Below are 23,755 nucleotides of genomic sequence, written 5' to 3'. Positions count from 1 at the left end.
CGCAAGGTGTTGGCTCAGCAAAGAAAGCGTCCGCCCAAAAGCGTGTCTGAGACCCCACAAAAAGCGGACATTTCAACTTTGCCCAAAGCGGACATTTTAACTTTGCCTTTACAGGGTGGRCACCCCGTGCCCACGCGTCGAACGCCAACACATCGCGAACGTCACGCGTGGGCACAGGGGTGCCCACCCTACGAAACGTCGAGCGTACCGTTTTCAATTGGCCATGTTTTTGGCGACGATCGCATCCGTCGCCGCCTGCGCCTGCTGCAACGGCTGATCGAGCACCCTGGTCGCATACGCCGGCGCCGGCGTCGCGGCCATGCCGAGGGCGCTGCCACCCTTCTGGCTGATGTCGACGTCGACCGTGGCCGACAGTCCGACGCGCAGCGGATGCGCGGCCAGTTCCTTCGGATCGAGCGAGATGCGTACCGGCACCCGCTGCACGACCTTGATCCAGTTGCCCGTCGCGTTCTGCGCCGGCAGCAGCGAGAACGCGCTGCCCGTGCCCGCGCCCAGGCCCACTACCTTGCCGTGGTAGACGACCTTGCCGCCGTAGATGTCGGCCTCGATCCTGGCCGGCTGGCCCACGCGGATGTCGCGCAGTTCCGATTCCTTGAAGTTGGCGTCGACCCACAGCTGGTCGAGCGGCACGATGGATAGCAGCGGCGCGCCCGGTGCGATGCGGCTGCCGACCTGCACGCTGCGCTTGGCCACATAGCCAGACACCGGGGCGACGATGGCGTTGCGGCGCGCGGTCAGCCAGGCGGACAGGTAGTCGGCCTTCGCGGCCAGCACGTTCGGGTGTTCGGCGGGCGCGACGCCGGCCACCGCCACGCGCGCGGCCGCGAGCTGCTTCTGCGCGACGGTAAGCGCGGCCTGCGCATCGTCGACGGCGCGGCGCGCGTGCGCCACGTCCTCACCGGAGACGACGTTGTCGGCGGCCAGCGGCGCGCGCCGTGCCAGGTCTTCCTGCTTTTCTTTCAGTTCCACGCGGCGCTGTTCGACGACGGCCTCGTACTGCGCGACGTTCGTGTAGCGCTCGCGCTGCTGGCGCACGGCCGTGCCCAGGCGGGCCTCGGCCTGGGCCAGCGCGACCTCGGCGTCGGACGGGTCGAGGCGCACGATCTCCATGCCCGCCTGCACGAGCTGGGTCTCGTCGGCGCGGATCTCGACGACGCTGCCCGTCACCTGCGACGACACGTTCACGAGATTGCCGCCGACGTAGGCGTTGTCGGTCTCGACGCGTTTCGACAGCACGAGGGTGTAGTACGCGCCATATGCGGCACCGGCGGCGAGGAACGCGGCGGTGATGCCGGCGAGGACGGCGCGGCGCTTTTTATTCGTTGGGGCTTGGGTGCTCAAGGTCTTACTTCGTATTGGATTGGGTGATAGCCGCCGCCGAGTGCGCGGGCGAGGGCGACCTGGGTCTGCAAACGGGCATCCGTCAGTTGCAGGTCGACGTCGCGCTGGCGCAGCACGGCCAGTCTTGCCTGCAGCACGGCGGCGCGGTCGGCCAGGCCGCGCGCGAGCCGGGCCTCGGCGTTCGCGGCCAGCTTGCGGCTGGCCTGCGTGGTGGCCGCGTGCGCCTCCGTCTCCTTGGCGATGCCCTGCAAGGTGGCCGCCTCGCGCGCCACGTCGCGCACGGCATTCAGCACGGCCTCGTTGTATTCGGCCAGCAGTTCGTCGCGGCTGCTGCGCGCCACGCCCAGCTGGGCCTTGAGGCGGCCGCTGTCGAACAGCGGCAGGTCGAGCGTGGCGCCGATCAGCGGCGTGCGGCTCGGGTAGCGCAGCAGCTTGCCGAGCGACGTCGCATCGAGGCCGATGGCGGCGGCGAGGTTGATGTCGGGGCGGAACGCCGCTTCGCTGGCGGCCACGCGGCCCAGCTGCGCCTCGACGCGCCAGCGCGCCGCCTGCAGGTCGGGCCGGCGCGCCAGCAGTTCCATGCCCAGTTCGCGCGGCACGGCGTCCAGCGCCGGCGCCGGCTGGAAGCGCGCGAGGTCGTTCAATGCCGCGACGTCGCCGCCGGTCAGCGCGCGCAGCGCCTCGCGTTCGCGCGCCGCGTCCGTGTCGTAGTGCGCGGCCTGTTCCCGCAGGCTCGCGAGATCCAGCTCCGCGCTCTCCAGCGCATCGGCGCTGACCAGCCCATGGACCATGCGCGCGCGGCGCTCGGCGACGAGGTCGCGCTGCACGGCGACGAGCGCGTTCGTGTTGTCCTGGCGCGCCCACTGCATCTGCAGGCGCAGGTAGCTTTGCACGACGCTGGCCGCCAGCATCTGCCGGACCTGCGCGGCTTCCGCGGCGCTGGCATTCGTCTCGCCCAGCGCGGCGGCGATGAGAGCGCGGTGCTTGCCCCACCAGTCGAAGTCGTACGAGGCGCGCAGCGCGACGTTGGCATCGTTGAACCACGCCCCGCCGATCGGCGGCGGGAAGAAGCCGTTCGACGAATAGCGCTGGCGGTTCAGGCCGGAGGCAAGGTCGACGCGGCCGCCTTCGTCCGCGACCTGGGCGCCGAACGCCGCGCGGGCGCTGGCCACGCGTGCGGCGGCCACGGCCAGGCCCGGGTTGTCGTGCAGGGCGCGCGCGACGAGGGCGTTCAGCTGCGGGTCGCGGTAGTCGAGCCACCACTGTTCGGCAGGCCAGGCGTCGGCGGGCAGCTGGATGGCCGGTGCGTGCCGGGCCCGGGCGAAGTCGGGGCCCGGCGCCTTGCTCGTGTCCGGCGGGACGCTGATGCAGCCGGACAGCAGGGCCGCGGCGGCAAGGGGGAAGAATCTGGAGTGTCGCACGGTGTAGTCGGTATGGTTATTCAAGGGCGGCGTGGTCCACCTGCGCGGGCGCGGCGGAGGCCTTGGGCGGGCGGATCAGCAGCAGCATCGGGATCACGGCCATGGTCATGAGCATCATCAGCCGGTAGTCGTCGACGTAGGCGATCATCGACGCCTGGCGCGTGATTTCGTTGTTGATGAGGGCGGGGCCGGCCTGCGTGGCCATGTCGTACAGGCTCGCCGGATCGCGCACGGCCGGGTTGGCGGCGTTCACGTGCGCGGCGAGCGAAGCGTGCGCGATCTGCGTGTTGCGCACGAGGAGGGCCTGCACGAGGGCGATGCCGATCGACGAGCCGATGTTGCGCACGAGGCTGTACAGCGCGGTGCCTTCCGCGCGCATCTGCGGGGACAGCGTGGCGAACGTGGCGGCCGACAGCGGCACGAACACGAGGCCGAGGCCCACGCCCTGGACGACGCCCGGCCACACGACGTCGGACCGCGACAGCACGAGCGTGTAATGCATCATCTGCCACAGCGAGAACGCCGTGATGGCGAAGCCGACGCCGAGCAGCAACCGGAAATCGATCTTGCCCGTGAGGCGCCCGACGATCATCATCGCGACCATGGTTCCCAGGCCCGACGGTGCCGTGACCAACCCGGCCAGCTTGGCTGGATAGCCCATCAGGCCCTGCAGCATCGTCGGCATCAGCGCACGCGTGGCGAACAGCACCATGCCGACGATGAAGATGAGCAGCAGGCCGGTGACGTAGTTCGCGTTCTTCAGCAGGCGGAAGTCGACGAACGATGCGCCGGCGGGGCGCGTCAGGGTGTGGCCGATGAAGTAGGCGAAGGCCATGACCGTCAGGACCAGCTCGACCCAGGTCTCGGTGGAGGCGAACCAGTCGTTCTGCTCGCCGCGGTCGAGCAGCATCTGCAGCGCGCCGATGGCGATGGACAGGGTGACGAAGCCGAACGTGTCGAAGCGGATGCGGCGCGCGCCGGCCGTGCCGTGGATATAACGCCAGATGCCCCAGAACGCGAGCGCGCCGATCGGCACGTTGATGAAGAACACCCAGCGCCAGCTGTAGCTGTCCGTCAGCCAGCCGCCCAGCGTGGGGCCGAGGATCGGGCCGATCATCACGCCCATGCCCCATACGGCCATCGCCGAGCCGTGCTTTTCGCGCGGGTTGATGTCGAGGAGGACGGACTGCGACAACGGCACCAGCGCCGCGCCGAACACGCCCTGCAGCATGCGCGCGACGACGATTTCCGTCAGCGTGGCCGAGATCCCGCACAGTACCGAGGCGGCGGTGAAGCCCGCGACCGAGACGAGGAACACGTTCTTCAGGCCGAAACGGTCGACGAGCCAGCCGTTCAGCGGCGTCGCGATGGCGGCGGCCACGATGAACGACGTCAGCACCCATGTGATCTGGTCCTGCGACGCCGACAGCGAGCCCTGCATGTGCGGCAGGGCGACGTTGGCGATGGTGCCGTCGAGCGCCTGGATGATCGTCGCCAGCATGATCGAGATCGTGATCATGGTGCGGTTGATGGGTGCTGCCGTGCTCACAGGGCGTCCTCGAGGCGCTTCTTCAGCGTCTCCAGCAGGAGGGTCGCGCTGGCCAGCGCCTGCGGGTCGAGACCGGCCAGCAGGTCGGTGCGGAACGGCGTCGCTACCTTCAGCACCTCCGCATAGATGGTCTTGCCGGCGTCGGTCAGCTGCACGAGCTTGACGCGGCGGTCGGTCGGGGAGGCGGCGCGCGTGACGAGGCCGTCGCGCTCGAGGCGGTCCAGCATCGACACCATCGACGGTCCTTCGACACCGACGAGGTCGGCCAGCGCCCGCTGCGACAGCGGCTCGCCCGACTTGGCGATCATCGCGATCGTCATCCAGCCGGACTGGCCGACGCCCAGGTGCTTGAGGCGCTTGTCCAGCGCCAGCCGCCACAGCCGCGCGCTGGTGTGCAGGGCGGCCGAGAACCGTTCCTCGAACGATTCGGGTAGTTGACTCATGATTAGATAGGTAATAGATAGATACCTATCGAGTTTAAATCATGCAATCAAACGGCGCAAGCGGCCGAATGCATGTGAATCCGGTTGTTGCGGCCTTGCCTGGGAGCTAAGAGGCCAAACAAAGCCTTTAATTGCTCTGACGGCAACAGCTCGGTACACTGAGCCGTGCTGGCCGTCCGCTATCGGCCAAACGGACGTTCAAATCTGGAGGGCTTTGTTGAGCAAATCGAGCGAAGGCCGAGCTGACGCTATTTGTAGTTCGTTTTATAACACTGGGACCGTAACCGGGATGCCCAGCCGAGTGAAGCGGTTCCGCACGGCAGCCCGCACTTGCAGCTCGGCGACCTGACGGTCAAAGTCGCGTGCCATGACACGTTCGCCCAGTAGCTTGAAGCAGCGCATCCTGGTTTCGACAAGGCTGCGCCGGTGGTAGCCGCTCCATCTCTTCCATATTGCCCGTCCCACCCTTTTGGTCGCCCGCAGGATGTCGTTACGAGCATCGGCACCGCAGCGGTTTGCCTTCCAGGGCCTGGCGTTCTTGCGGGTCGGGATGATGGCATGCGCGGCGCGCAAAGCGATGGCTTCATGACAGTCCTTCGTGTCGTAAGCGCCATCGCCACTGACGCTGGCAATGCGTTCGTCGGCAGGAATCTGGCTGAGCAGCGCTGGCAGGACAGGTGCGTCGCCGACACTGTTGTCGCTCACTTCCATGGCCCGGATCTCGAGCGTGGACGCGTCGATCCCGAGATGCACCTTGCGCCATTGGCGGCGGTAATCCGCGCCATGCTTCTTCGTCTTCCATTCGCCTTCGCCCAGCATCTTGGTGCCCGTGCTGTCCACCAGCAGATGCAAGCCCGTCGTGGTCGGCACGGCGCCGATGGCCACCTGCAGCGTCTTTTGCCGCCGGCTTACCGTGCTGTAGTCCGGCACCGGCCAGTCGAGCCTGGCCAGGCGCAGCAGACTTTGCGTCATGCCCATGGCCTGGCGGAGTGGTAAATTGAAGAGGCACTCGATGCTCAGGCAGAATTGGATCGCCTCGTCGCTGAATGTCCGTCTGCGCCCGCGCTTGCCGCTCGGCTCAGATGAGCAGCGAGCCGCGTGACTTCAATGCTTCGTTGTACGTCTTCCAGTTGGTCGTGCGGTACTTCTGTGAAGCTGGTTTCATCCGTTCAGGCTACCAGACCTGTGGCTTCTACGCTGCCCCAGCCTGATTTGCGCAACAAAACCGGCCGGCGGTGCCGGGGATGTCGATGTCGCCCGCGGCGAGCCGTGCGATGAGGTCACGCAGCCTGCGCTGCCGGAGGGTGGTGGACCGGCGCTCGGGCGCCGGATCGGCCGTGCCGTGGCCGGGCTGTGGCTGGTTGACGGATGATTGGTTCATGATGCGGTCTCGCTTGCAGTCTCGCCCGGGGTACGCCGACTGTTGGCGGCGCCGTCCGGCGCTGGTTGTTGAAGCAGCCTCGACGCGCGGACACCAGGCGCCCGGCCAAGCGCCTGCCTGGCCGGGCACCCTGTCCGGCGCGCGCTTACTGCACTGGAAGCGCGATGAGGGTCCTTTTCTGGTTACGGATCACGATCAAGTCAACGTTCTGTTGAAAATGTCTGGCCCGTACCGTCGCCACCAGCGCCGTGGCCGTGGCGGTCATCTGCTCTGGCACTTCCGCCCGTCCGGCCAGGCCGATGATCACGTCGCGCGGCTGCAGTCCCGCCTTGCCGCCATTGCTTGCCGGCTCGACCGCGAGGACCAGCACGCCTTCCTTCGACAGCAGGCCAGCCGCCGATTGCTCGCCGAGCGTCTCGATGGACTTGATCGTCAAGCCCAGCAGGGTGCGCGGCGGTTCCTGGGTGCCGGCCGCCGCTGCCAGCTCGGGCGCCGGAATCGCGGGCCGCTCAGCCAGCGCCTTCAGCCGTGGCGTGCGCACGCCGAATTGATCCATCGGAAAGTTGACGAAGCCCAGCGCCAGCGCCGGCGAGGTGCGGGCGACCGCGAAGTTGCCCTCCTTGGGGGCGACGAATTGCGGGTCGCCAGCGGTGGAGGCGGCGTCGGTGCCGTTCGCCTGTGCCTGCTTGAGGTCCGCCGCCGTGACGAACAGATTGCGGTCGACGCTGCGGCCCCACGTCGTGATGCCGATCGGCTGATAGGCGGTCATGACGATATTGTGTTCGAACACATCCTCGCTGTTGCTGAACCACACATGCGGATGGAGGGTGCCGTTCACGAAGATGTTGTTGCGCACCACCCGGTCGAAGCCTTCCCGTAGTTTGAGGCCGCCCGACAAGGTGAGGTTGTCTTCGATGAGGTAGTTCGACGAGCCGTCGTCCAGATCGATATCCCAGCCGTGGTCGCACTTGAAGCGGTTGTGCTTGATCACCACCGGTTCCAGCGCGTCGAGTTGGACGAGGGGGCGTTCGGCCGTCGTTCTGCGGTCCATCTCGCGCCGGTCCGGGTGCCAATAGCGGTCGCGGCCCCAGCTGTTGAACGCGCCGTGATCGCTGGTTTCCAGAACGGTGTCGAAGACGTCGTTGTCACTGATCAAGTGGCCGCCCCAGGTGCCGTCGCCGATGTTGATGCCCGCGCGCGGGATGCGGTAGATGGAGTTGTGGCTGACCGCGATGCGCGCGGCCATGGCGATCTCCACGCCCGCCGCCTGCTTGTCCACCTGGCCGATATCGTGGATCAGGTTATCCTCGGCCACGCTGTCTTGCGGGTAGGCGTCGGACTTCGGGCCGGGGGTGCGGTCGATTGCCGACAGCTCCAGCTTCTCCTCGTATTCGAACAGCGGCGAACGGACGGCCTCGGGGCGCCCCACGAAGGCGATCGCGGTGCCACCGATGTCGCGGATATGGTTGCCCGAGACCCTGACCTGGCTGGCGCGGCCGCTGACCACGATCGCGTTGCCGCCCAGATCGCGGAAATCGGAGTCGCGCACGGCGACGGCCGCGGCGTTCTCGATGGTCACCGCACCGACCCGATAAAACTTCCAGTCCGAGCGCAGCAGCGGTTCAGTGGCCTTGAGGAAGGTCGGCTCCGTGTCCTTGAACTCCAGCCGCTCGACGCGGATGTCGTGCGCCGGCCCGTTCCTGCCCTCGATCCGGATCAGGGCCTCGAGCTTGCCGGCGCGGAAGCCCGTCGCCGGCGGCCGCGAGCCCTGCGGCGGCATGTAGTAGAGCCAGCCGCCGGCGTGGTCGTGGAACCATTCGCCGGGGGCGTCGAGTTCCTCGAGGATGTTCTCGACATAGCGGGCCTGCGCGTTGGGCGGTGCCACCCGGTTATTGCCGACCTGGCTGCCGAACTGCAGGCTGCCGTCGGCGTTCTTCCCCAGGATCGGCACCTGCACGCCGCCCCACAGGCCGCCATGCAGGGCATGCAACACGCCGCCGGCCGGATCGCGCCAGCGCGCCGCGCGCGCAGCCGATGCCGCGTCGGCTGCCACGCCGCCAAAGGTCTGCGGCCCCGCGGTGTAGTTCGGATAGCGCGCCCGCGTCAGCATCCGCGGGCCCAGCCACAGGCGCTGGAACGCGCCGTCCCGCAGCGGTGCGCGCCAGACGCCGCCACTCCACGGCCGCCAGTGCAGCCGCGGCAGGTCTACCGTGCCGTCCAGGACGGCACGGGCGCCCGGTGCGCCCGCCAGCACAAATGGCTGCGCCGGCGTGCCGGACAGGCCTTCGTCAAGCGTGATGGGGGCGGTCAGCGCATAGGTGCCCGCCGCCAGCTCGATCCGGGTGATGTGCTTGTTCACGCGGGCCTGCCTCAGCGCGGCGGCCAACGCCTTGGCGTTGTCGACTTTGAGCGTTTCGGCCAGCGCCGGCGGCACCAGGCAGTTCAGCGTCAACAGCCCGAGGGGAAGCAGTACTTTTTTCAACATCAGGTTCTTTCAACGACAGAGGTGATCGGACGGCCTATGCAAAAAAGACGCCGTCAATGAGCATTGACGGCGTCCCGCGCGACGGCCCTCGCGGGCCGGGCGCATTAGTACGCGATGTGCAGGCCCAGCGAATAACGGCGCCCGGTGACCTCGACGCCGCGGTTGATGCCGTACTTGTCCACGTTGACCAAGGCGTTGTTGCCCAGGTTCAGCGCGTGCAGGGCCAGGTCGACCGATTTGTTGATTTTATACGTCATGGACATGTCCAGTTGCTTGAACGGCTGGGTGAACTGGCCGTCGCCGAAGTAGCTGCTCGAATCGACCACGAAGCGGTCGCGGTAGTTGTACGACAGGCGCGCGCCAAACACGTCGTCCTCATAATAGGCGATCAGGTTGTAATTGTGTTTCGAGACACCTGGCAGCGGGATCAGCGGTCCGTTCTCCACCACCCGGGTCGGCGCGGCGTCGACGTAGGTGTAGTTGGCGATCGCGCCGAATTTGTCGAACGGTGCCGGCAGGAAGGTGAACGGCTGCTGGTAACCCAGTTCGACGCCGCGCAGCTTGCTGTCGCCGCCGTTGCCTGGTCGCAGCACCGTGAAGGTCTGCGTGGTGGAGCCGCCCTCGGCCAGGTTGACCGTCAGGTTTTGCGACGAGCTGGTGCTGACGACAAAGTTCTTGATGTCCTTCTCGAACAAGGCGCCCGAGGCCAGGCCGCCCTTGGGCAGATACCATTCCAGGGACAGGTCGAACTGGTTGGCCATGTAGGGCTTCAGATCGGGATTGCCGCCCGAGATGGTCTTGACGTTGGCGTTCACGTTGGTGTTAGGCGCCAGCAAGCCCAGGTTGGGCCGCGACATCACCTTGGCCATGCTGGCACGCGCCACCAGGTCTTTCGTCAGCTCGAAGCGGGTGTTCAGGCTCGGCAGGACATTGGTGTAGGTGCGGCGAACGCTGGTGGCCGTGACGTTGGGGATCGTCGTGGTGGCGCCTTGCTGCGAAAACACGATTTTGCTCAGATCCGGCGCGTAGCCGCTCGACAGCTGCTCGGTCTTGACGACCCGCACGCCGAGGTTGCCGGTGAAGCGGCCGTCGGCGGCGTCGAAATTGAGCTTGCCATAGCCGGCGGTCGTGGTTTCCTCGACCTGATACACGCTGGCCAGGTTGGCGGTCGGTGGCGACAGCGCCAGCATCTTATCCAACGGTAACTTCGCCAGCAGCAGATTAAGATCGGAGGCCAGCCAGGACGTCGGCGCGGCGCCGCTCACGCCGCTCAGGAAATTCGAGCTCTGGTGCAGCCGCATGTACGGCGCCGCGTTGAACGATCCGCCCTCAATGTTCGGATTGTAGGTCGCGCCCAGGGCGCCGGCCAGCTGTTCGGCGCCGACCGAGAAGTGGCTTGATCCGACGTCTTCCTTGTTGGTCGAGTAGCGCAGGCCGGCCTCGATCGAGCTGACGACGCCCCAGTCGGCGTTGTACTTGACGTCAAACCGTGCGGCCCGGTTGTTCTCGCTGTTCTTTCTCTGATAGTCGCCGTTGGCGCCCAGCACCACGTAGCCCGAGGCGTCGAGCGGGTTGTAGCCGCGGCTGTACACCACGGTCGGCAGTTCGCCCGGATGCTGGCGCAGGTCCTCCGACACGTTGGCCCGGCCGATCACTTCCAGCGCCAGCGAATTGGCGGTGCGGGCCGCGTTCGAGCTCGACAGCTCGCCGTTGAAGCGCCAGTCGCCGGTCCTGTAGGTGGCGCTGAGCGCGGGCGAGAAGATGGTTTCCAGCGTTTTCTGGTCGCGCGAATTGTTGCGCTGATCGACGCCGTTCGCGTCCAGGTAGGTCAGGATGCCATTGTTGTTCACATAGTCCACCACGGCGGCGTTGGGGCCGGCGATGTTGGTGAAGCGCTGCGAGTTGACCGGATAGGTGCCGTCGGTGTCGTATTTCGAATAGAGGACGTTGAAACGCACGTCAAGCGCCGAGTTGGGCTTGTACTGGACGGTGGCGAGATAGTTCTGACGCTCGGTGTTGCCCTCCACCATGCCGAAGTTGGCGGCGTGGTTGAAGCCCACCACATCGCTCCGCGAGCCGCCGGAGCCGCCGTTGACCACGGGGGCCAGGGCGGAAATCTGACGCTGTTCCAGGCCGAAGGCCTCGTATTTTTGCGTCGACAGCGACTTTCTGCCGAAATCGCCACCCAAGGTCACCCCCCAGGTCTGGTCGGCGCTGACGTCGTTGTACAGCAGCGAGACGTGCGGCGTGGTCTTGCCGGCGTTGCTGTCGTAGGCGCCTTCCACGTTGGCCACGATCTTGCGCTTGCGGATATCGAGCGGCTTGGCGGTGATGACGTTGACGGTGCCTGCCAGGCCGCCTTCTTCCATGTCGGCGGAAGGCGATTTGTAGACCTCCAGCGTGCTGACGAAGTCCGATGAGAGATTGGCGAAGTTGAAACTGCGGTCGCCGCTAGGGGAGGTGATGGCCCGGCCGTTCAGCAGCACGCGGTTGAACTGCGGGTCGATGCCGCGGACGCTGACGTTCTGGCCTTCGCCGTTGCTGCGTGTGATTTGCACGCCGGTGATGTGCTGCAGCGACTCGGCCAAGTTTTGATCCGGGAACTTGCCCATGTCCTCGGCGGAGATGGTGTCGCTGATGACCTCGGACAGGCGCTTCTTCTGGACGGCGCTCTGCAGGCTCTGACGCACGCCCTTGACGACCACCGACTGGGGCTCGGCCGCCTCGGTGACGGCCGCCTGTGGTGCGTTCTCGGGTGGATTGACCGCCTGGGCCGAGGCCGAAGTGTCAATGAGGCCGAGGCCGGCCGATACGACTAAACAAATGGTGCGCATTTCGTCTCCTGTGTGGTGAATCGGCGGTGACCGGGATTTCCCGGTTCCGCCGACTGTCTTGTACTCTTAAATTTCCGAATGTCCGCCGGATGCTCGCATTTCGTGAGTAAATACTATATTCAAATATAAAAAACGACAAACAAAAAATTGCCTGTGGGCGATTTTTTTCGCCGCGACCACATTACCCGGGGCGCAGCGCGGCTGCGCGTCCCGACGGGCTGTTGTTTTTTTGAGCGGGGAGGGTGGGGCGCCTGCCGCGTCGCGGGCAGGCGGGATGCGGCGTCCTAGCCGCTAAAGCCCATCAGGCGCGACAGGCTGGAGGAGATGTCCTGCAGGACCAGCCGGACTTGCTCGATGCTGGGGGTGACCACGTCGTCCACCCGCTCGATGTAGGGCACCTGGATGACCGCACGCGCCGCGCCCTCGGTGGAAAACACCGGATAGGCGATGTTGGTGACGCCGCGGATCTGTTTGCTCGGCATCAGCGCGTAACCGACCTCACGCGTGGCCTGGATCTGGCGCTCCAGTTGGCCAGGGTCGACCTCGGCTTCGCCATCGAGCCGGACGTGCGCGGCCAGAATGCGCGCCCGCTCGATGGCGTCGCGAAACGACAGCATCACCAGCCCCGAAGCGGTGTCCGACAAGCCGACCAGCACCCCGACCTTGAGGCCAAACACCCAGCGGTCCGGGCTTTCGACGCTGGCCACCACGATCAGCCTGCCGCCCTCATACACGGTCAGGTGGCAGGATTGCTTGGCACGATTGGCGCACTCGCGCATCAGCGGCAGCGCGGTCGACACCAGCGAGCGTATCGGCTGATGGCGGTGCGCCAGCTCGAACATCTTGAGCGTCAAAAAATACCGGTCGCTCTCGTCCGCCTGAAGATAGCCGCGCTGTTCCAGCGTGACGATCATGCGGAAGATCTCGTTGGAGTTGCGGTCGAGCGCCTTGGCGATCTGGCTCAGCGTCAGYGGTGCCGGCGTCTCCGACAGCAGCTCGAGGATATCCAGACCCTTGTCCAGGGCGGGCGCGGCGTACTTGGGCTGGGAGGCGTCGGCTTCCGGCGCCTGACTGGCCTTGGAGAGGGGTCTTGACGGCATACTTGGCCTTCGGGTTCACGATAAGGGGAGAAGAGCGAGCCAGTTTATATGTAAAAGATGCTTTTGCAAATATTCCGCAATACGCCACTGCTTTCTGGCAGTCGTCCGCGATTCTGGTTGTCATAGAAAATCACCAATAAAAAATGTTTTCATTGATAAATGTAAAATTCTGGGTGATACTGTCTGGGTCGAACGTTTTCAACCCCGAAGGACTTACCCATGCCAACCGCCCCGTTGCTCACTGCACCGCACCTGCTGCTCATGTCACCCGACGACAACTGCCTGATCGCCCGCCTGTCCCTGGCCGCCGGCGAGGCAATCGAGCTGGACGGCGACCTCGTCGTCCTGCCCGAAGATGTTCCGCTGGGACACAAGGTCGCCCGCCATGCCTTGCGGCCCGGCGACAAGGTGCTGCGCTATGGCGCGCTGATCGGCACCGTCACTGCAGAGGTGGCAGCCGGGGCGGTCCTGCACACGCACAACCTCGTTAGCGACTACATCCCGACCTACACGCTGGGCGCGGACGCCCGTCCCTATTCCAGGAGCACCCATTGATCATGAGCACCACGTCGTCTTCCACCGCCCTGTCGGGCTACCTGCGCGCCGACGGCCGCAAGGGCATCCGCAACGTCGTCGTCGTTGCGTACACCGTCGAATGCGCCCACCACGTGGCGCGCCTGATCGTCAACGCCTTCCCCGGCCAGGAGGTGCACCTGATCGGCTTCCCCGGCTGCTATCCGAACGACTACGCCGACCGCATGATGCGGCGCCTGGCCACCCATCCCAACGTTGGCGCGGTGCTGCTGGTGTCGCTGGGCTGCGAGAGCTTCAACCGCCGCGGCCTGGAGGTGGAAGTGGCGGCCAGCGGCCGGGCGGTGCACACCATCACCATCCAGCAGAACAGCGGCACCCGCACCAGCGTGGCCGACGGCGTCGAATGGGTGCGCTGGGCGCGCGAGGCGCTCGACGCGCAGCAGCGCGTGCCGATGCGGCTCGACGAGCTGGTGGTGGCCACCATCTGCGGCGGCTCCGACAGCACCAGCGGCATCACCGCCAACCCGGCCGTCGGCGTGGCGTTCGACCAGCTGGTGGCGGCCGGCGCCGCCTGCATCTTCGAAGAGACGGGCGAACTGGTGGGCTGCGAGTTCCACATGAAGCGCCGCGCGGCCACGCCGGAGCTGGGCGAGGCCATCGTTGCCTGCGTCAACAAGGCGGCGCACTATTACACGGTGCTGGGCCACGGCAGCTTCGCGCCCGGCAACGCGGATGGCGGCCTGACCACGCAGGAAGAGAAATCGCTGGGCGCCTACGCCAAGAGCGGTGCCTCGCCGATCAGCGGCATCCTCAAGCCGGGCGACCAGCCCGAAACCGGCGGCCTGTATCTGCTGGACGTGGTGCCGGACGGTGAGGTACGCTTCGGTTTCCCTAACATTTCCGACAACGCCGAAATCGTCGAACTGATCGCCTGTGGCGCGCATGTCACGCTGTTTACCACCGGGCGCGGCTCGGTGGTAGGCTCGGCTATTTCGCCGGTGATCAAAGTGTGCGCCAACCCGGCCACGTTCGAGTGCCTGTCCGAGGACATGGACGTGAACGCGGGGCGCATCCTGACCGGCGCCGCGACGCTGGAGCAGGTCGGCGCCGAGATCGTGACGCTGGTGGCGCAGGTGGCCAACGGCGCGCAGAGCTGCTCCGAAGCCCTGGGGCACCAGGAATTCATCCTCACTTACAAACAGTTCACGCCGACCGGCCCCGGCTGTTTTCCCTTGAAGGCGGCTTGACATGGCGCTCAAGGATCTGCGCAGGCTGGCGCGCCGCGACATCGCGTTAAGCGGCCTGGGCCTGGGCTGCGCCCAGCTGGGTGGTTTGTACGAGGCGATCAGCAACGACGAGGCGCATGCCATCGTTGATGCCGCGTGGGAGTCGGGCATCCGCTATTTCGACACCGCACCCTATTACGGCCACACCTTGTCCGAACGCCGGTTGGGCGCCGCGCTGCGCGAGCGGCCGCGCGACAGCTTCGTGGTCAGCACCAAGGTGGGGCGCGTGATGCTGCCCGACGCGGACGTGCGGCCCGGCGAAAACGGCTGGGCCAAGCCGCTGCCGTTCCGGCCCCACTTCGACTACACCTACGACGGCGTGATGCGCTCGCACGACGAGAGCCTGCAGCGTCTGCGTCTGAGCCATGTCGACATCCTGTATGTGCACGACATCGGCAGGGTGACGCACGGGGCGCGCCACGAGCTCTACTGGCGTGAGCTGACCAGCGGCGGCGGTTTTCGCGCGCTGCTGCGGCTGCGCGAGGAGGGCAGCGTGGGCGCCATCGGCCTCGGCGTCAACGAATGGGAGGCCGTGACCGAGGCGATCGAGGTGTGCGATATCGATTGTGCGCTGCTGGCGGGGCGCTACACGCTGCTGGAGCAGGCGGCGCTGGCACCGTTGCTGGACCGCTGCGCGCAGCGCGGTATCGGCATCGTGATCGGCGGCCCGTTCAATTCCGGCATCCTGGCCGGCAACCGGAAATTCAACTATGCCGACGCGCCGGAACAGATCATCGCCCGGGTCGCCGCGATCGAGGCGGTATGCGCCGCGCACGCCGCGCCGATCCAGGCGGCCGCCCTGCAGTTCCCGATGGCCCATCCGGCGGTGGTGTCGTGCGTGGTCGGCGCTCAAAGCCCGGCGCAGCTGCGCCAGAACGCCGCTTGGAGCGCCCAGCAGTTGCCGGCCGGCCTGTGGCAGGCGTTGCGCCGTGGCGGCCTGATCGACCCCGACGCGCCGACGCCGGGCTGATGTGATTTTTTTGACTGGAACTTAAAGGACGACCATGAAATTATTGCGCTTCGGCCCCAAGGGCTATGAAAAACCCGGCATGCTTGACGCCCAGGGCGGGCTGCGCGACCTGTCCGGCCTGCTGTCTGATCTGAGTTCGGCCCAACTGAGCGTTCCCTGGCTGGATCGTCTGCGTGCGCTCGATCCGGCGGACCTGCCACTGGTCGACGGTCCAGTACGCATGGCGCCGGTGTTGGCCGACATCGGCAAAATGATCTGCGTGGGCCTGAACTATTCCGACCACGCTGCCGAATCAGGCATGGCGGTGCCGTCGGAACCGGTGCTGTTCGCCAAGGCCACCAGCGCCATCATCGGCTGCAACGATGCAGTGGTGCTGCCGCGCGCATCGGTTAAGAGTGACTGGGAGGTGGAGCTGGGCGTGGTGATCGGCACCCGCGCGCGCTACGTCGAAGTCGACGACGCGCTGGACCACGTGGCCGGTTATTGCGTGGTCAACGACCTGTCCGAGCGCGAGTACCAGCTCGAGCGCGGCGGCCAGTGGGACAAGGGCAAGGGCTGCGATACCTTCGGCCCGGTCGGCCCGTGGCTGGTCACCGCCGACGAGGTGCCCGACCCGCAGAACCTGGACATGTGGCTGGAGGTGAACGGTAAGCGCTACCAGGCCGGCAATACTCGCACCATGGTGTTCACGGTGGCGCACCTGGTCAGCTACATCAGCCGCTTCATGACGCTCAACCCGGGCGACGTGATCAGCACCGGCACGCCACCCGGCGTCGGCCTGGGCCAGAAGCCGGACCCGGTGTACCTGCGGCCCGGCGACCGCATGGTGCTGGGCATCACGGGCCTGGGCCAGCAGAACCAGACCGTCCACGCGTGGGATCCCGCGCTGATCGACCGCTAAGCCAATCGGGCCGCCAGGCGCGCCCTCCCTGGAGACTTTACAATGATGACCGAACCACACGGCCGGCAGTCGCACACGTTCGCCTTTATCATGATCACCTCGCTGTTTTTCATGTGGGGCTTCGTCCATAATCTCGACCCGATCCTGATTCCCCACTTGCGCAGGGCGTTTAGCCTCAGTGTGCTGCAGGCGGCCCTGGTCGATTCGGCCGTCTACATCGCCTACTTTCTGATGGCGCTGCCCGCCGGCGTGCTGATCCGCAGGTTCGGCTACAAGCGCGCGATGATGGCTGGCCTGGCGCTGTTTGCCGTCGGCGCGCTGCTGTTCATTCCGGCCGCCGACACCCAGCGTTACGCGTTTTTCCTGGCCGCGCTGTTCATCATCGCCTGCGGCCTGGCCGTGCTGGAAACGGCGGCCAATCCGTACATCTCCATGCTGGGGAGGGCGGACCGCGCCACGCATCGCCTCAACCTGGCGCAATCGTTCAATGGACTGGCGGCCTCGCTGGCGCCGATCGTGGGAGCCCGCTTGATTCTGGTCCAAGGCGCCGGCGAGGCGCAACTGCTGGCCATGCCCGACGCGGTGCACCGCGCCACCCTGGCGGCTGAAGCAGCCAGCGTCAAAGGGCCGTATCTGACGATCGCGCTGGTCATCGTCGCCATCGCCGTGATCTTTTACTTCCTCAAGCTGCCCGCGTTCGGCGGCGCGACGGGCATCGCCGGGGCGCCGCCTTCGCTGGCGGTCGCGCTCGCCCGGGCCCTGCGGCGCGGGGCAATCCGACGCGCCGTGATCGCCCAGTTCTTTTACGTCGGTGCTCAAGTTTGCGTATTCAGTTTCTTCATCCTGTACGCGTCCAGCGTGGCCGGGCTCTCGCAGGTCGCCGCAGCTGACTACTTGGGCTGGGGCTGCGGGCTGGCTTTTGTCGTCGGCCGCTTCGTTGGCACTTGGCTGATGAAGTACATCCGGTCCGAAATGCTGTTGCTGTGCTATGCGCTGATCTGCGTGGCGCTGTCTGGCGTGGCGATGCTCGCCGGTGGCGGCGTCAGCCTGGGCGCGGTGATCGGTATCGCCTTCTTCATGTCCATCRTGTTCCCCACCATTTTCGCGCTCGGGATCCGCGACGCCGGCGCCGAGACCGAGACCGGTAGCAGCCTGATTATCATGTCCATCGTGGGCGGCGCGGTGCTGCCGCTGCTGTTTGGCCACCTCAGCGACATCGGACATAGCGTGCGCTATGGCTATGCGGTCCCGCTGTTCTGCTTCCTTGTGATCGCCTGGTTCGCGCGCTCCGCGCTGCAGGAACGACCATTACGCGCCACTTCGTTAACTATCGAGGCATTAAAACATGTTTAAACTCACAGACAAGACGGCCGTCGTCACCGGCGGCGGCAGCGGCATCGGCAAAGACATCGCCGCCGTATTTGCGCGCCAAGGCGCGGTGGTACATATCGTCGATATCAGCGAGGCGGCCTGCGCGGCGGCGGTGGACGAGATCCGCGCAGCGGGCGGCACGGCGTATGGCCACGCCTGCGACGTCACGCGCCAAGCTGCGGTGCACGCCACGTTCGAGGCGATCGGTCCGATCGATATCCTGATCAACAACGCCGGTATCGCTCATATCGGCAAGGCCGACACCACCGACGAGCAGGATTTCGACCGCGTCATCAACGTTAATGTGAAGGGCGTCTACAATTGTCTGCACGCGGCCATCCCGCGCCTGCGCGACAATGGCGGCGGCGTCGTCGTCAATATGGCTTCGGTGGCGGCATGGGTGGGGGTCGGCGAGCGATTCGCCTATTCCACCGCCAAGGGGGCGGTGTGGGCGATGACCTTGTCGGTGGCCAAGGACTATCTGGCGGACAAGATCCGGTGCAATTCGATTTCGCCTGGCCGTGTGCACACGCCGTTCGTTGACGGCTTCCTGGCCAAGCAGTATCCGGGGCGGGAGGCCGAGATGTTCGAGCGCTTGGCGCAGACGCAGCCGATCGGCAGGATGGGGCGGCCGGACGAGGTGGCGGCGCTGGCGCTGTACCTGTGCAGCGACGAGGCGGCTTTCGTTACCGGCAGCGACTATCCGATCGACGGCGGCTTTGTTTCGCTAAATAGCTAAGGGACGCCTGCCATGATTATTTCATCCGCAACCGATTTCCGCGCGGCAGCGCGCCGCAAGTTGCCGCCATTCCTATTCCACTATCTGGACGGCGGCGCCGGCGCCGAACGGACGCTCAACGCCAACGTCGACAGCCTGCAGTCGATCGGCCTGCGCCAGCGCGTCCTGCAGGGAGCGGCTGAATTGGACCTGACGGCGAATTGGTTTGGCGTCACCCATGACTTGCCGCTTGCGCTGGCGCCGGTCGGACTGACCGGCATGTACGCGCGGCGCGGCGAGGTGCAGGCGGCGCGTGCGGCATGCGCGCGCAATATCCCGTTTATTCAGTCGACGGTGTCGGTTTGCCCGTTGGCCGAGGTGGCGCGTGAGGTCAACCGGCCGATCTGGTTTCAACTGTATGTGCTCAAGGACCGCGGTTTCATGCGGGATGTATTGCAGCGAGCCAAGGCACTGGGCGCCGCCGCCCTGGTGTTCACCGTCGACATGCCAGTTCCTGGTGCGCGCTACCGCGATGCCCACAGCGGCATGAGCGGACCGAACGCCGCGGCGCGCCGGATGCTGCAGGCCATGCTGCATCCGCGCTGGGCCTGGGACGTCGGCGTGCGCGGGCGTCCCCATGACTTGGGCAACGTCTCGGCGTACCGCGGCCAGGCGACCGGCCTCGAAGACTATATCGGCTGGCTGGGCGCGAATTTCGATCCGGGCATAGGGTGGGGCGATCTGCAGTGGATCCGTGACGAGTGGGACGGCCCCATGATTATCAAAGGCATATTGGAGGCCGACGACGCCCGCGCCGCGTTGAGTTTCGGGGCCGACGGTATCGTCGTGTCTAACCACGGCGGACGCCAATTGGACGGTGCGCAGCCCACCGCACTGGCGCTGCCGGCGATTGCCGATGCGGTGAGCGGACAGATGACGATCTTCGCCGACGGTGGCGTGCGCACGGGAGCCGACGTATTTCGCCTGTTGGCGCTGGGGGCCGATGGAGTGCTGTTGGGCCGTGCCTTTGTCTACGCGTTGGCGGCGCATGGCCAGGCCGGCGTGGAGCGCCTGTTGTCCATCATGGAGAAGGAAATCCGCACGACGATGGTGTTAACCGGGGTTAAGTCGATCGGGGAAATCGGCCCCCATCTGCTGACCGACTGAGGACGGGATGGACGGCGGCGCAGGACGGTAACCTAACTCTGCGGCCGGGCATATAAAGTGGCCCCCACAGTCAAGACAATTTCCTGGCTAATTTAAGCTGTATCCGCTTCCACTGCCGCAGCGGATCGGCGCTGCCCCGCACTGCATTCCTCTGGCCGCTGGAGGACCTCATCCTCCAGTGGCAGCCCCGGCAAGGTTCTTGGCCTTCGCCCGCGTCACCATACTTATCAACGATCAGCGCTCCGCCACCGGTGCCGCTCCGGTAGACGTCGCCCGGGGTGCGGTAGCCCAGCGACTGGTGCGGCCGTTCATCGTTGTAGAACGCGAAGGACTGCGCCACCCCAACCATCGACTCCGCCATGGCCGCATATTGTCCGGCGAAGCGAACACATAGCCGTTCCATTGGGAGGAGATGGATTCAAGCTATGTGTGCATTGGAAGCTGAATAACGATCCGGTTCGACCAAATAAATATTCCAAGACTGTAGCGATTGCGGTACCACGAGAACTGGTGGAAGATTTCCCCGGATATCCCGAGCATATGCAGGTGACTGCAATTGAGAAGATCGGAGAATTCATTGAGAATCGTCTAGGAAATTTTGATCCAGACCACAACGAACGGCCGATGCACGGCCGTTCCCTGAGCCACTCAGGCGAAACTCGCTTCTGCATGCACCTACAGCGCGTGTCGTTTCTCGGAACATAGCTACGTCCAAGGATTTCAAAGCAATGATCAGCACTAGCCGCACCTCATGCAAAACAGAGCAGCTGAGGAGATCGAGGCACCGTGGCAAAGAAACCTAACCCCTCCGTCAAGGGGACGCCTTGCGCGAAGCCGCAAGGCGCCCCTCACGTCGGACGTTGAACGTCTGCTTTCCTAACGGTAGTTTGTTAAATGCGAAGGTAGAGGTTGATTCCCTGGCTTGCGACTACGGCCTCGATCAGGGCCGTAAGTTCAGGGGGCGGGGGCATTGCGGAGAACGCGGCCCAGCAACGCGCCAGCCAGTGCGCCGGGGCCAGCCAGGCCCGGACCGCGCGCAACGACCGGGTCCAGCACGGCGTCGTTTTCACGACGTCGATTTTATTCCCGCCGCGTTGACGGCGGCGCGATCCTGTCAGGATGCCGCATCTCGTCGCTGACACGCCAGCGGCAGTCTGCATACCACCAGCAAAAGACAAATGCGCAGCACACGAGCTCCCAATGGCGGCGAATGGCGTGATCCTTGCGGACCATGAAATCGGCCCAGCCCACCGGCAACGCATAAAGGCTTAGAGCCAAGGCTTAGAGCCGTCCGCGCAGCTCGAGCGCGATCATGCGCGGCCTGGTCATATAGCCGTAAGGCGAGCCCACGACCGCACCGAGCGTGCCGACCGTTACGTATTGCCGGTTGGTGAGGTTCGTCACGACCACGCCCACGCCCCAGTTGCCGGACGGCGCGGACCAGCCAAGGCGCGCATCGACCTTCTCGCGCGCCTCGCCGGCACCGACGCTGCCGTCCGGATTGCACGTTCCCTGCGCCGTCGTGTCGGCATTGCAGCGCTGTGCGCCTTTGTAGCCGAGCATCACGTTGAAGTCCGCCGTCCCGTCCCACAGCGGCCAGCGCGCGCTGGCGCCGGCAGTGGCGCTCAGGCGCGCTGCGCCGGCCGGCTGGCCGTCCAGCCTGACCCCGGTCGGCGATACGTAGTGCGCATACGTCTGGTCGAGGTAGGCCAGCGCGCCGTTCAGGCGCCAGATCCGGTTGAGCGTCCACTGCGCGCTCAGCTCGGCGCCCGTGGCGCGCTGGTCGCTGTTGACCACCTGGTAGCTGGGCACGCCGGCGGCGGCATTGGAGGGCACGAGGGTGATGCTTTGCAGGCCGGTGTAATCGTAATGGAAGATCGAAGCGTCGTAGGACAGGCCCAGCGCGCGCACCTGCCCCTTGATGCCGATCTCGGTATTCGTCACCAGTTCCTCGTCGTAATGGCCATTCACACCGACGGCATCGAAGCCACCGGCCAGATAGCCTTTGCTCCACGAGCCGTACACCATGTGGTCCGGCGTCAGGTGGTGGTCCAGGACGATGCGCGGGCTGAAGTTGTTCCAGCTCCTGGAGGACGTGAACGGCGCGGCGATCGATACGGTGTTGTTGAACTCGACATTACGCGTCGCCACGGCCTGCAGCATTGCCGCCTGTTGCGGCGTCAGCAGTTTCAGGGCGACCGCGGTCGGAAACAGCTGTGCCTGTCGCATGGTGGCGAGGCTGGCGTCGAGCTGGCTGGCGGTACGCGGCGGGTTGTACCAGCTGAAGCGCTTGTCGTCGTGCGTGAGGCGGCCGCCGAAGGTCAGGTTGGTGGCCGGGGCCAGGTGCCAGATCGTGTCGCCATACACGGCGTACGCGCGGTATTCGCCCTTGTCGCGGATGCTCTCGCGCCACGGCAGGCCGGCGAGGCTCAGTCCTTGCAGCGCCGCGTTGCCGGTGGCGCCGCCGATGCCCTGGGCCAGGCGGGTCAGGGTCGCATAGGGCGCCATGCCGGCGGCGTGGCCGATCAGCGTGTCCAGCGAACTGGTCGTCAGGTCCACGTTTTCCGCCTGGTCTGCGCGCTCGCGGTACGCGCTGACGCCGGCCACCCAGTCGAGCGCGCCGGTGCGCCCGCTCAACTTGAATTCCTGCTGCCAGGTCGAGTTCGCTTCGACATTGCCGATGCCAATGTAAGCTGCCGGATTCATCGAGCCGTCGTTGTCCTGCCAGTTCTGTGTGTTGAAGTGACGGTAGGCGGTGATGCTGCTCAGTGTCGCGTTGCGCAGCGGCGTCGTCACGCGCAGGGTCAGGCCGTCGAAGGTGCGCGACTGCGCATTGGGCAAGGCGTCGTTGGCCAGCGGCTGCGTCAGCGGATCGATCCAGGTCCTGGGTCCGGTGAAGTCGATCTTCCCGCCGGTCAGGGAAAATACCGGCGGACCGGACGCGCGCATCACCTCGTGTTCCCAGCCGATGATGGCCTCGATGTCGTCGCGCCGCCAGCGCAGGGCGGCGCGCAGGCCGCGGTCGCCGTCGTCGCCCATGCGCCGGCCGTCGAAGGTGTTGCGGGCCCAGCCGTTGTCCTGCTGGTCGACCGCCGAGATGCGCAACGCCAGCCCCTCGGCCAGCGGGGTGTTGTAGAGCAGTTCGGCATGGACCGCCCCGCGGGTACCGACCCGGACCAGTCCGCTGGCTTCGAGCCGCTCGACCGGATCATTGGTGACAATGGAAATGACGCCGGCCGCCGCATTGCGTCCGAACAGCGTGCCCTGCGGGCCTTTCAGCACCTCGACCCGCTTGACGTCATTGAAGTTGAGCAGCGATCCGCCGGTCTTGCCGGTGTACACGGAGTCAGTGAAGATACCCACTGGCGAGTCCGTGCCGATGCCGTAGTCCTGGGTGCCGACGCCGCGCAGGAAGATCAACGGACGGGTGGATTGCAACGCATCGACCGACAGGCCAGGGACGAACGCCTCCATGTCGGCGAGGTTGACCACGCCGACATCCTTGAGCACGTTACCGGCCAGCGTCTGCACGGCGATCGGCACGTTCTGGATTGCCTGGCTGCGGCTCTGGGCCGTGACCGTGACCACCGGCAGGTCCTCCTGGGCACGACAGACGTCCGGCACGCCCGCTGCCGCAACAGTCGTGGCCACTGCAAGACTGACGGCACGGACCTTCATATGCACTGGTAAATTCCGCTGACTCGGTTTCATCGTGGGCTCGTGAAATTCATTCGATCAATGCAGCGTTAAATTTGTTACATGGAAGCATATATCCTCGTGACGACAGTTCGATAGCCTTGATACGCAAATGTGAAAAAACGAGACAGTCCGAGGCATCGGAATGTCACTTTCCAAAAGTGACGCTCCGGGTTCGACGGATGTTCGATATGTTTCGGCAACTAGACTACACCGGCGACTCAACCTTTTCCAGTGTAAAGACGGCGTGCACGTCGCCAGCCACGGTGCCGCGCGCATTCCTGATCGGCGGCGCGCGGTAGGGTTCCAGGTGCGCCCGGCGCCGCTCGTCCAGCAGGCCCAGCTGATCGAGCACGGCGAACGTGGCCGGGTGCAGGGCGCGCGGGGCGCCGTCCGTCACCTTGATGGCGATGCCGATGCCGGCCGAGCGGATGCCGATGGCCTGCACGGCGTCGGCGCCGATCTTCGCGACCCAGTCGCCGCCGCCGGCCTGCATCCAGGCGAGGTCGGTGCGCGAGTCGCCCGACACCATGTCCG

17 protein-coding genes and 3 pseudogenes are annotated in these 23,755 nt (G+C 65.8%); 7 read left to right on the top strand and 13 right to left on the bottom strand.

Features of this window, described 5'->3' with window-relative positions; translation table 11 throughout:
• Nucleotides 1-213: 213 nt before the first annotated feature.
• The 9 genes and pseudogenes from AC1DYX_RS10815 to AC1DYX_RS10775 form a co-directional block, all read right to left on the bottom strand.
• Complete coding sequence (locus AC1DYX_RS10815) at nt 214-1,362, bottom strand: EmrA/EmrK family multidrug efflux transporter periplasmic adaptor subunit (RefSeq protein WP_477258815.1); 1,149 nt, start codon at nt 1,360-1,362, stop codon at nt 214-216.
• Nucleotides 1,359-2,783, bottom strand: coding sequence for an efflux transporter outer membrane subunit (locus AC1DYX_RS10810; protein WP_477258814.1), 1,425 nt, complete (start codon nt 2,781-2,783; stop codon nt 1,359-1,361). Before AC1DYX_RS10810 ends, AC1DYX_RS10815 begins: the two co-directional genes overlap by 4 nt.
• A gap of 16 nt (nt 2,784-2,799) precedes the next feature.
• Entirely contained in the window at nt 2,800-4,302 is a 1,503-nt protein-coding gene (locus tag AC1DYX_RS10805; RefSeq protein WP_477258816.1) for an MDR family MFS transporter, read from the bottom strand.
• A 26-nt stretch (nt 4,303-4,328) separates the two neighbouring features.
• Entirely contained in the window at nt 4,329-4,775 is a 447-nt protein-coding gene (locus AC1DYX_RS10800) for a MarR family winged helix-turn-helix transcriptional regulator (RefSeq protein ID WP_477258813.1), read from the bottom strand.
• A 264-nt stretch (nt 4,776-5,039) separates the two neighbouring features.
• Nucleotides 5,040-5,940 (bottom strand): annotated as a pseudogene (locus AC1DYX_RS10795) (IS5 family transposase).
• A 27-nt stretch (nt 5,941-5,967) separates the two neighbouring features.
• Nucleotides 5,968-6,156 carry a hypothetical protein gene (locus tag AC1DYX_RS10790; protein WP_477258812.1) on the bottom strand — a complete coding sequence of 63 codons (189 nt, stop codon included), beginning with the start codon at nt 6,154-6,156 and terminating at the stop codon, nt 5,968-5,970.
• A 145-nt stretch (nt 6,157-6,301) separates the two neighbouring features.
• The gene (locus AC1DYX_RS10785; RefSeq protein ID WP_477258811.1) at nt 6,302-8,641 is read right to left on the bottom strand and encodes a hypothetical protein; all 2,340 of its coding nucleotides are present in this window, start codon (nt 8,639-8,641) and stop codon (nt 6,302-6,304) included.
• A 104-nt stretch (nt 8,642-8,745) separates the two neighbouring features.
• On the bottom strand, nt 8,746-11,475 hold the full coding sequence (locus AC1DYX_RS10780) for a TonB-dependent receptor (RefSeq protein ID WP_477258810.1): 2,730 nt from the start codon (nt 11,473-11,475) through the stop codon (nt 8,746-8,748).
• A gap of 284 nt (nt 11,476-11,759) precedes the next feature.
• Nucleotides 11,760-12,575 carry an IclR family transcriptional regulator gene (locus AC1DYX_RS10775; protein WP_477258809.1) on the bottom strand — a complete coding sequence of 272 codons (816 nt, stop codon included), beginning with the start codon at nt 12,573-12,575 and terminating at the stop codon, nt 11,760-11,762.
• A 219-nt stretch (nt 12,576-12,794) separates the two neighbouring features.
• On the opposite strand from AC1DYX_RS10775, the gene AC1DYX_RS10770 reads away from it, so the two are divergent.
• Genes AC1DYX_RS10770 through lldD form a run of 7 tightly spaced genes read left to right on the top strand, consistent with a single transcriptional unit; the run spans nt 12,795 to nt 19,522 of the window.
• Entirely contained in the window at nt 12,795-13,130 is a 336-nt protein-coding gene (locus AC1DYX_RS10770; protein WP_477258808.1) for a UxaA family hydrolase, read from the top strand.
• A 2-nt stretch (nt 13,131-13,132) separates the two neighbouring features.
• Nucleotides 13,133-14,356, top strand: coding sequence for a UxaA family hydrolase (locus AC1DYX_RS10765; RefSeq protein ID WP_477258807.1), 1,224 nt, complete (start codon nt 13,133-13,135; stop codon nt 14,354-14,356).
• Between the two features lies 1 nt (nt 14,357).
• Nucleotides 14,358-15,365 carry an aldo/keto reductase gene (locus AC1DYX_RS10760; protein WP_477258806.1) on the top strand — a complete coding sequence of 336 codons (1,008 nt, stop codon included), beginning with the start codon at nt 14,358-14,360 and terminating at the stop codon, nt 15,363-15,365.
• Between the two features lie 34 nt (nt 15,366-15,399).
• Nucleotides 15,400-16,266: a fumarylacetoacetate hydrolase family protein gene (locus tag AC1DYX_RS10755; RefSeq protein WP_477258805.1), complete on the top strand. Its 867-nt coding sequence runs from the start codon at nt 15,400-15,402 to the stop codon at nt 16,264-16,266.
• A gap of 42 nt (nt 16,267-16,308) precedes the next feature.
• Nucleotides 16,309-17,619, top strand: a complete 1,311-nt coding sequence (fucP, locus tag AC1DYX_RS10750) for an L-fucose:H+ symporter permease (RefSeq protein ID WP_477258804.1) — start codon at nt 16,309-16,311, stop codon at nt 17,617-17,619.
• On the top strand, nt 17,612-18,376 hold the full coding sequence (locus AC1DYX_RS10745; protein ID WP_477258803.1) for an SDR family NAD(P)-dependent oxidoreductase: 765 nt from the start codon (nt 17,612-17,614) through the stop codon (nt 18,374-18,376). The genes fucP and AC1DYX_RS10745 overlap by 8 nt, the downstream gene beginning before the upstream one ends.
• 12 nt (nt 18,377-18,388) lie before the next feature.
• A complete protein-coding gene (lldD, locus tag AC1DYX_RS10740; protein WP_477258802.1) occupies nt 18,389-19,522 on the top strand; it encodes an FMN-dependent L-lactate dehydrogenase LldD in 1,134 nt (377 codons plus the stop codon).
• A gap of 211 nt (nt 19,523-19,733) precedes the next feature.
• On the opposite strand, the pseudogene AC1DYX_RS10735 reads toward lldD, so the two are convergent.
• From AC1DYX_RS10735 to AC1DYX_RS10720, 4 genes and pseudogenes are all read right to left on the bottom strand, one after another.
• Nucleotides 19,734-19,892 (bottom strand): annotated as a pseudogene (locus AC1DYX_RS10735) (integrase core domain-containing protein); the annotation flags it as partial.
• 520 nt (nt 19,893-20,412) lie between these two features.
• Nucleotides 20,413-20,773: pseudogene (locus AC1DYX_RS10730) on the bottom strand (IS701 family transposase); the annotation flags it as partial.
• Nucleotides 20,774-20,803: 30 nt separating this feature from the next.
• Nucleotides 20,804-23,200: a TonB-dependent receptor gene (locus AC1DYX_RS10725; protein ID WP_477258801.1), complete on the bottom strand. Its 2,397-nt coding sequence runs from the start codon at nt 23,198-23,200 to the stop codon at nt 20,804-20,806.
• 226 nt (nt 23,201-23,426) lie between these two features.
• Nucleotides 23,427-23,755: asparaginase (locus AC1DYX_RS10720; protein WP_477258800.1), on the bottom strand; the 329-nt coding region annotated here is incomplete at its 5' end.

The sequence above is a fragment of the Massilia sp. P2_C2 genome (assembly GCF_056404615.1).
This window is presented reverse-complemented; position numbering and strand designations above follow the sequence as displayed.